Origin of the sequence: Arthrobacter sp. ISL-95, from assembly GCF_018613695.1 — a bacterium.
Taxonomy (GTDB): Bacteria; Actinomycetota; Actinomycetes; order Actinomycetales; family Micrococcaceae; genus Arthrobacter.
Genome location: NZ_JAGGPR010000024.1, coordinates 1 through 5,724 on the forward strand (window position 1 = coordinate 1; position 5,724 = coordinate 5,724).

A 5,724-nucleotide genomic window follows, 5' to 3' on the forward strand; every position below is an offset into this window, starting at 1 on the left:
GTGTCCGGCGGTGTCCTACTCTCCCACACCCTCCCGGGTGCAGTACCATCGGCGCTGTGGGTCTTAGCTTCCGGGTTCGGAATGGGACCGGGCGTTTCCCCCACGCTATGACCGCCGTAACTCTGTTACCCGTTCCCGGTGGTGTGCCGGCCCTGGTGTGGGCTGGTCCCGTTGGGGTGGGAAATCTTTGGGTTACAACTGTGGTGTTGTTATTTTGTTGTTGGTTCCTGCGAATCAACGGTGTTGTTGTTCGGGAACCACATAGTGGACGCGTGCAGTGTGTTGTGTGTGGTGTAAGTTGTTGGCCTATTAGTACCGGTCAGCTTCACGAGTCTTTAGTCCTCGCTTCCACATCCGGCCTATCAACCCAGTGGTCTGGCTGGGGGCCTCTCACACATAAATGTGTATGGAAATCTCATCTTGAAGCGAGCTTCCCGCTTAGATGCTTTCAGCGGTTATCCCATCCGAACGTAGCTAATCAGCGATGCACTTGGCAGTACAACTGACACACCAGAGGTTCGTCCGTCCCGGTCCTCTCGTACTAAGGACAGCCCTTCTCAAATTTCCTGCGCGCGCAGCGGATAGGGACCGAACTGTCTCACGACGTTCTAAACCCAGCTCGCGTACCGCTTTAATGGGCGAACAGCCCAACCCTTGGGACCTACTCCAGCCCCAGGATGCGACGAGCCGACATCGAGGTGCCAAACCATGCCGTCGATATGGACTCTTGGGCAAGATCAGCCTGTTATCCCCGAGGTACCTTTTATCCGTTGAGCGACGGCCATTCCACAATGTACCGCCGGATCACTAGTCCCGACTTTCGTCCCTGCTTGAGATGTCTCTCTCACAGTCAAGCTCCCTTGTGCACTTACACTCGACACCTGATTGCCAACCAGGCTGAGGGAACCTTTGGGCGCCTCCGTTACTTTTTAGGAGGCAACCGCCCCAGTTAAACTACCCATCAGGCACTGTCCCTGACCCGGATCACGGGCCGAAGTTAGATGTCCAAAGTGACCAGAGTGGTATTTCAACGATGACTCCACCCGAACTGGCGTCCGGGTTTCAACGTCTCCCACCTATCCTACACAAGCCACTCCGAACACCAATACCAAACTATAGTAAAGGTCTCGGGGTCTTTCCGTCCTGCTGCGCGTAACGAGCATCTTTACTCGTACTGCAATTTCGCCGAGTTTATGGTTGAGACAGCGGGGAAGTCGTTACTCCATTCGTGCAGGTCGGAACTTACCCGACAAGGAATTTCGCTACCTTAGGATGGTTATAGTTACCACCGCCGTTTACTGGGGCTTAAATTCTCAGCTTCGCCCGTAAGGGCTAACCGGTCCTCTTAACCTTCCAGCACCGGGCAGGAGTCAGTCCGTATACATCGTCTTGCGACTTCGCACGGACCTGTGTTTTTAGTAAACAGTCGCTTCCCCCTGGTCTCTGCGGCCCACACCCGCTCACGGAGAGCAAGTCTCCATCACGGGGCAGGCCCCCCTTCTCCCGAAGTTACGGGGGCATTTTGCCGAGTTCCTTAACCATAATTCTCTCGATCGCCTTGGTATTCTCTACCTGATCACCTGTGTCGGTTTGGGGTACGGGCGGCTAAAACCTCGCGTCGATGCTTTTCTTGGCAGCATAGGATCACCGGATCCCCCCAAACGGGGGTCCCATCAGATCTCAGGATCGTGCTCGAAACACACAGGAACGGATTTGCCTATCCCTGACCCTACATCCTTAGACCGGGGCAACCATCGCCCGGCCCGGCTACCTTCCTGCGTCACACCTGTTAATACGCTTACCTCCCGGGATCAGATCCCGCGCTCGGCCAAAACCCACACACCACAAGGGTGATAGGGCAGGCTCCGGGCGGTTAGTATCCCCCGCTTGGCATGGACGGTTCTTCGCCGGTACGGGAATATCAACCCGTTGTCCATCGACTACGCCTGTCGGCCTCGCCTTAGGTCCCGACTTACCCAGGGCAGATTAGCTTGACCCTGGAACCCTTGATCATTCGGCGGACGGGTTTCTCACCCGTCTTTCGCTACTCATGCCTGCATTCTCACTCGTGTAGGCTCCACCGCTGGTTTCCACCGCGACTTCACTGCCCACACGACGCTCCCCTACCACTCCACACCCCTGAACCACGAAGGCTAGGGCATTATGTGAAATCCACAACTTCGGCGGTGTACTTGAGCCCCGCTACATTGTCGGCGCGGAATCACTTGACCAGTGAGCTATTACGCACTCTTTCAAGGATGGCTGCTTCTAAGCCAACCTCCTGGTTGTCTTCGCAACTCCACATCCTTTCCCACTTAGCACACGCTTAGGGGCCTTAGTTGGTGGTCTGGGCTGTTTCCCTCTCGACTATGAAGCTTATCCCCCACAGTCTCACTGCTGCGCTCTGACTTACCGGCATTCGGAGTTTGGCTGACGTCAGTAACCTTGTAGGGCCCATCGGCCATCCAGTAGCTCTACCTCCGGCAAGAAACACGCAACGCTGCACCTAAATGCATTTCGGGGAGAACCAGCTATCACGGAGTTTGATTGGCCTTTCACCCCTACCCACAGCTCATCCCCTCCATTTTCAACTGAAGTGGGTTCGGTCCTCCACGACGTCTTACCGTCGCTTCAACCTGGCCATGGGTAGATCACTCCGCTTCGGGTCTAGATCACGCCACTACACTCGCCCTATTCAGACTCGCTTTCGCTACGGCTACCCCACACGGGTTAACCTCGCGACGTAACACTAACTCGCAGGCTCATTCTTCAAAAGGCACGCCGTCACCAGAATCAGACTGGCTCCGACGGATTGTAAGCACACGGTTTCAGGTACTGTTTCACTCCCCTCCCGGGGTACTTTTCACCTTTCCCTCACGGTACTGGTCCGCTATCGGTCATTAGGAAGTATTTAGGCTTATCAGGTGGTCCTGACAGATTCGCACGGGATTTCTCGGGCCCCGTGCTACTTGGGATACTCCCCAGGCCGTGCACAACATTACGGTTACGGGGCTCACACCCTCTCTGGCCGGCCTTTCAAGACCGTTCACCTATGCCTGCACCTCACCTCACTGGTCCGGCAGAACCAGAACGGAAAGTCCCACAACCCCGCCCATGCAACGCCCGCCGGCTATCACACATGGAACGGTTTAGCCTGATCCGCGTTCGCTCGCCACTACTAACGGAATCACTATTGTTTTCTCTTCCTGCGGGTACTGAGATGTTTCACTTCCCCGCGTTCCCCCCACGCACCCTATGTGTTCAGATGCGGGTCACACAATCACCATGACAGCGTTGTGCGGGGTTTCCCCATTCGGACATCCTGGGATCAACGCTCGGTTATCAACTCCCCCAGGCTTATCGCAGATTCCTACGTCCTTCTTCGGCTCCTAATGCCAAGGCATCCACCGTGTGCCCTTAAAAACTTGACCACACACAAACCAACAAACCCCAAAAGAGGCCTGCCGGTCTACGATGCATCATTCAAATCGAGAGAACCACGACCACAAAGGGCCAGGTTCATTCATAAGAAATTGCTGTAGAAACACACACACCAACCCCAAAAAGGTCAGCCACCGTGCATGTTTCAGATGCTCGCGTCCACTATGTAGTTCTCAAACAACAACCCCATCAACCAGACCACCACCACCCACAAGGAGTAACCGGCGGTACCGGAAGCAGGAACAAAAGAAACACCAGAAGATGCCCTCTGCATTGCTGCAAAAAGGTCCTGTTGCCTCAGGACCCAACAGTGCGCCAAACACAACCCCACACACACCACGCCCCGGCAGCTTTCCCCACAACACCACACCCCCCACAAAGGAAGGACACAATGCTGCCGTACTGGCACCAGGACACAACCGGTGAAGGCCATGCCAAACAAGTTTGATTCGTTGATATTCCACCCATGAGCACCCACCGCAGAACAGACGCCTGCGCAATGGGCAACACTGACAACCACCAACCATCCGCATACACGGAGACCAGCAATTGTTAGCAGCTCCTTAGAAAGGAGGTGATCCAGCCGCACCTTCCGGTACGGCTACCTTGTTACGACTTAGTCCCAATCGCCGGTCCCACCTTCGACGGCTCCCCCCACAAGGGTTAGGCCACCGGCTTCGGGTGTTACCAACTTTCGTGACTTGACGGGCGGTGTGTACAAGGCCCGGGAACGTATTCACCGCAGCGTTGCTGATCTGCGATTACTAGCGACTCCGACTTCATGGGGTCGAGTTGCAGACCCCAATCCGAACTGAGACCGGCTTTTTGGGATTAGCTCCACCTCACAGTATCGCAACCCTTTGTACCGGCCATTGTAGCATGCGTGAAGCCCAAGACATAAGGGGCATGATGATTTGACGTCGTCCCCACCTTCCTCCGAGTTGACCCCGGCAGTCTCCTATGAGTCCCCGCCATAACGCGCTGGCAACATAGAACGAGGGTTGCGCTCGTTGCGGGACTTAACCCAACATCTCACGACACGAGCTGACGACAACCATGCACCACCTGTAAACCGACCGCAAGCGGGGCACCTGTTTCCAGGTCTTTCCGGTTCATGTCAAGCCTTGGTAAGGTTCTTCGCGTTGCATCGAATTAATCCGCATGCTCCGCCGCTTGTGCGGGCCCCCGTCAATTCCTTTGAGTTTTAGCCTTGCGGCCGTACTCCCCAGGCGGGGCACTTAATGCGTTAGCTACGGCGCGGAAAACGTGGAATGTCCCCCACACCTAGTGCCCAACGTTTACGGCATGGACTACCAGGGTATCTAATCCTGTTCGCTCCCCATGCTTTCGCTCCTCAGCGTCAGTTACAGCCCAGAGACCTGCCTTCGCCATCGGTGTTCCTCCTGATATCTGCGCATTTCACCGCTACACCAGGAATTCCAGTCTCCCCTACTGCACTCTAGTCTGCCCGTACCCACTGCAGAACCGGAGTTGAGCCCCGGTCTTTCACAGCAGACGCGACAAACCGCCTACGAGCTCTTTACGCCCAATAATTCCGGATAACGCTTGCGCCCTACGTATTACCGCGGCTGCTGGCACGTAGTTAGCCGGCGCTTCTTCTGCAGGTACCGTCACTTTCGCTTCTTCCCTACTGAAAGAGGTTTACAACCCGAAGGCCGTCATCCCTCACGCGGCGTCGCTGCATCAGGCTTGCGCCCATTGTGCAATATTCCCCACTGCTGCCTCCCGTAGGAGTCTGGGCCGTGTCTCAGTCCCAGTGTGGCCGGTCACCCTCTCAGGCCGGCTACCCGTCGTCGCCTTGGTAGGCCATTACCCCACCAACAAGCTGATAGGCCGCGAGTCCATCCAAAACCACAAAAGCTTTCCACCACCATGACATGCGCCAGATGGTCGTATCCGGTATTAGACCCAGTTTCCCAGGCTTATCCCAGAGTCAAGGGCAGGTTACTCACGTGTTACTCACCCGTTCGCCACTAATCCCCCAGCAAGCTGGGATCATCGTTCGACTTGCATGTGTTAAGCACGCCGCCAGCGTTCATCCTGAGCCAGGATCAAACTCTCCGTTGAAGTAAAACAAATCAAACAGACACAACCACACCCACCGGAAATAACGGCGACCACGGCTGCACAAAATTCGAAACCAGCTGAAAACCAGACCACCACACACGGGGGTGCATGACAGTACTGGCCATAATTTCAACCAATTGTAAAACAATCGGTATCAACAAACTTGGCACACTATTGAGTTCTCAAACAACAGAC

General features: G+C 55.4%; 3 rRNA genes. All 3 read right to left on the reverse strand.

The window, feature by feature from the left end:
- Positions 1-2: 2 nt before the first annotated feature.
- Positions 3-119, reverse strand: a 5S ribosomal RNA gene (gene rrf / locus J7I86_RS22475).
- Positions 120-288: 169 nt separating this feature from the next.
- A 23S ribosomal RNA gene (locus J7I86_RS22480) occupies positions 289-3,431 on the reverse strand.
- Between the two features lie 577 nt (positions 3,432-4,008).
- Positions 4,009-5,529 (reverse strand): 16S ribosomal RNA (locus J7I86_RS22485).
- The 16S, 23S and 5S rRNA genes sit together here, the layout of an rRNA operon.
- Positions 5,530-5,724: the final 195 nt, after the last annotated feature.